This is a genomic window from Rhodococcus sp. NPDC057014 (assembly GCF_042673295.1).
Taxonomy (GTDB): Bacteria; Actinomycetota; Actinomycetes; order Mycobacteriales; family Mycobacteriaceae; genus Rhodococcus_F.
On record NZ_JBHUSF010000543.1, the window covers coordinates 1 to 3,175 of the forward strand.

At 67.6% G+C, this 3,175-nt stretch carries 4 protein-coding genes; 2 read left to right on the forward strand and 2 right to left on the reverse strand.

What is annotated here, in order from left to right; all coding sequences use genetic code 11:
• On the forward strand, positions 1–967 hold a 967-nt coding region (locus ACFTZB_RS44480), incomplete at its 5' end, for a CaiB/BaiF CoA transferase family protein (RefSeq protein ID WP_378442222.1).
• Between the two features lie 15 nt (positions 968–982).
• Here the strand turns inward: ACFTZB_RS44480 and ACFTZB_RS44485 are convergent.
• Together ACFTZB_RS44485 and ACFTZB_RS44490 are read right to left on the reverse strand one after the other, a co-directional pair.
• Positions 983–1,894: a LysR family transcriptional regulator gene (locus tag ACFTZB_RS44485; protein WP_378442224.1), complete on the reverse strand. Its 912-nt coding sequence runs from the start codon at positions 1,892–1,894 to the stop codon at positions 983–985.
• Entirely contained in the window at positions 1,891–2,385 is a 495-nt protein-coding gene (locus ACFTZB_RS44490; RefSeq protein ID WP_378442226.1) for a MarR family winged helix-turn-helix transcriptional regulator, read from the reverse strand. The genes ACFTZB_RS44485 and ACFTZB_RS44490 overlap by 4 nt, the downstream gene beginning before the upstream one ends.
• A gap of 131 nt (positions 2,386–2,516) precedes the next feature.
• Here ACFTZB_RS44490 and ACFTZB_RS44495 point away from each other — a divergent pair.
• Positions 2,517–3,175: acyl-CoA dehydrogenase family protein (locus ACFTZB_RS44495; protein WP_378442228.1), on the forward strand; the 659-nt coding region annotated here is incomplete at its 3' end.

The following is a 3,175-nucleotide window of genomic DNA, read 5'->3' on the forward strand; positions in this document are numbered from 1 at the left end:
CGGCAAGGACGCGCTGCGTCGCCTCATCCGGCAGGCGGACGTGCTGATCGAGAACCTCCGGCCCGGCGCGTTCGACCGCCTCGGATTTCCGCCGGAGGTGCTCGAAGAACTCAACTCACGGCTGATCACGTTGTCGATCACCGGGTTCGGGCACGACGGCCCGGAAGGATCCCGCGCGGGCTACGACCAGATCGCCCAGGGCGAGGCCGGACTCATGTCGGTCACCGGTGATCCCCACGGGGAACCGACGCGCATCGGTGTGCCGATGGCGGACGTGCTCGCCGGTGTCCACGGAACTGCCGGAGTGTCGGCGGCGCTGGCGGCCCGGGAGAAGACCGGCAAGGGCATGGTGGTCCGGACGTCGCTGTTGGCCGCGGCCGTCAGCGCGCACACCTTCCAGGGCACGAAGTGGACCGTCGGCGGTCAGGTCGCGCAGCGGTCCGGCAATCACCATCCGCAGATCGCCCCGTACGGCAGTTTCCGCTGCGCGGACGGCTACGTGCAGGTCGCGGTCGGCAGCGAGGCGATCTGGGCGAAATTCGCCCCGGTCGCCGGTCTGTCGGCCGACGATCCGCGGTTCGCGGTCAACCGTGACCGGGTCGCGGCCCGGGATGCACTGATCGCCGCCATCGAGGCCGACTTCGCCGGCCGTACCCGGGTCGACGTGCTCGCCGCGCTCGAGGCCGCGGGTGTTCCCGCGGGATCGATCCGGACGATCGACGAGGTGTACGAGTGGGAGCAGACCCGCAGCCAGGGACTGCTGCTCGAGGTCGAGCACCCGGTGGTGGGACCCGTGCAGTTGCCCGGACCGTCCCTGCGGATGGAATCGGCACGCGGCGACTCGCTGGTGCGCGCCGAGCATGCAGCACCACCGGTGCTCGGGCAGCACACCGAACAGATCCTCGACTGGCTCGACGCGGTGGACGCCGCCGATCCGCTCGACACCAAGGTGCCCGCGCAGGCGTGACGCCGACCGGCGGAACTACAGGGTCGGGACCAGTTCGTCTCGACGACTGAGCGCCTCTTCCTGGATCGCTTGCCGGACAGCCTGTACCGCAGGATTGGTCAGGCTTTCGCGGCGAGCGGCCAGGGAGAAGGCGAGGCGGACGTCGACGGCGCCGGGCAGGATCCGGCGCAGATCGGCGTGCTGGTCGGCCATGAACGCCGGCAGCAGTCCGATGCCGCCGCCGGACCGGGTGGCCGCGACGTGAGCGAAGATGTTGGTGGACATGAATTTTGCCGCAACCCCGGGCAGATGACGGTTCAAGTCGAGATCCCCGACCTGCAGCAGGGAGTCGACGAAGAAGACCAGCGGGTGCGCCGTCAGCTCTTCTATGCTGCCGGGTTCACCGTGGTCGCGGAAATACTGTTCGCTGCCGTACAACCCGAGCGAGTACTGGCACACGCGTTCGGAGACCAGCCGACTGGTGATCGGTGTCCCCACCGCGACGGCCAGGTCGAACCCCGATTGATAGAGATTGAGTTGCCGTGTATCGGTGACCAATTCGACGACGAGATGCGGATGATTCATTCTCAGCTTGGCCAGCGCCGGAGCGACGAACAACGAGCCGAATCCGTCCGGGGCGGTGATCCGGACCGTTCCGCGGAGTGGATTCTCACTGATACCGAGGACCACGTCGGCCGCTTCCTGAACGGCCTCGTCGATCTGTTGCGCCTTCTCCGCGATCGATCGGCCGACATCGGTCAACTCCCACCCGTCGGCACTGCGCTGCAGCAGTCGGACGCCGAGGACCTTCTCGAGCGCGCGCACGCGCCTCGAGACGGTGGTGTGATCGACGCCCAGGTCCATCGCCGCGGATTGGCGGCGACCCGTGCGCGCCACGGCGAGCAGGTACCGCAGATCATCCGAGCGAATGTTGCGTACGTCGATCACGGCCGACCCTCCGACATTTCGGCGGCCGCGGTCGATGCCCGCCGGGTTGCGGTGAGTAACTGTTGCAGACCCTCGTGGAGACGGTGCATGTCCTGCGGGTCCGCGAGAGCGACGCCGTCGAGGGCTCGGCTCGCCGAGGCCCCCACCTCGAGGCCCCTCTCGGTGACCGTGACGAGGGTCGAGCGACGATCGGAGCGATTGATCGTCCGCACGCACAGCCCTGCCTCTTCGAGGCCGTCGACGAGCGTTCCGATGGTGGTCGGGTGCCGGTCCAGGGCACGGACGATGCGCACCATGGGCAGCGGGCCGTTCGCGGCGACCATCATCGCCAGGACCTCGTACCGGGCGAAGGACAGGCCGAGTGGGCGCAACGTGGAGTTGAGGTGATGGGTGATCAGCTTCTGCGTCTGCAGGACGGCGGCGATCAGCGCCGTGGCCGGCGCGACGGAATCGGCACCGGGCGCCGGGTGGGGTGGTTGCGTAGTGGCCACCGGTAGCCTCCTCGTGGTTCGTACTCGGGCATCCAATGAACGACCACTTTCGGGTCACATCCCACTGGCAATTTACATGGATATCCAACTATAGTACTTCCAACTACCCGAACCTGAAAGGGTCGATTTGTATGTTCACCTTGACCGATGACGAGCGGGCGATCAGTGACACGGCCCGTGATTTCGCGGCCGAGCATCTGGCGCCGCATGCGGTGGAATGGGATCAGGCCAAGCATTTCCCGGTCGATGTGCTGCGGAAGGCGGCCTCGCTGGGGATGGGCGGGATCTACGTCCGCGAGGACGTGGGCGGCTCCGAGCTGACCCGGGTCGATGCGGCCCGCATCTTCGAGCAGCTGGCGAAGGGCTGCCCGTCGATCGCCGCCTACATTTCCATCCACAACATGGTCACCTGGATGATCGACCGGTTCGGCACCGAGGAGCAACGCCACGCCTGGGTGCCGGGGCTGTGCGCGATGGATCAGCTGGGCAGTTACTGCCTGACCGAGCCCGGCGCCGGCTCGGATGCGGCGGCGTTGAGCACGAAGGCGGTCCGCGACGGCGACGACTACGTCCTCAACGGGGTCAAGCAGTTCATCTCCGGGGCCGGGACCTCGGAGGTGTACGTGGTGATGGCCCGCACCGGCGACACCGGCCCGCGCGGCATTTCGGCGTTCATCGTCCCCAAGGGTGCGGCGGGGCTGTCGTTCGGGCCGAACGAGGTGAAGATGGGCTGGAACGCCCAACCGACCCGGCAGGTGATCTTCGAGGACGTGCGGGTGCCGGCGGCAAA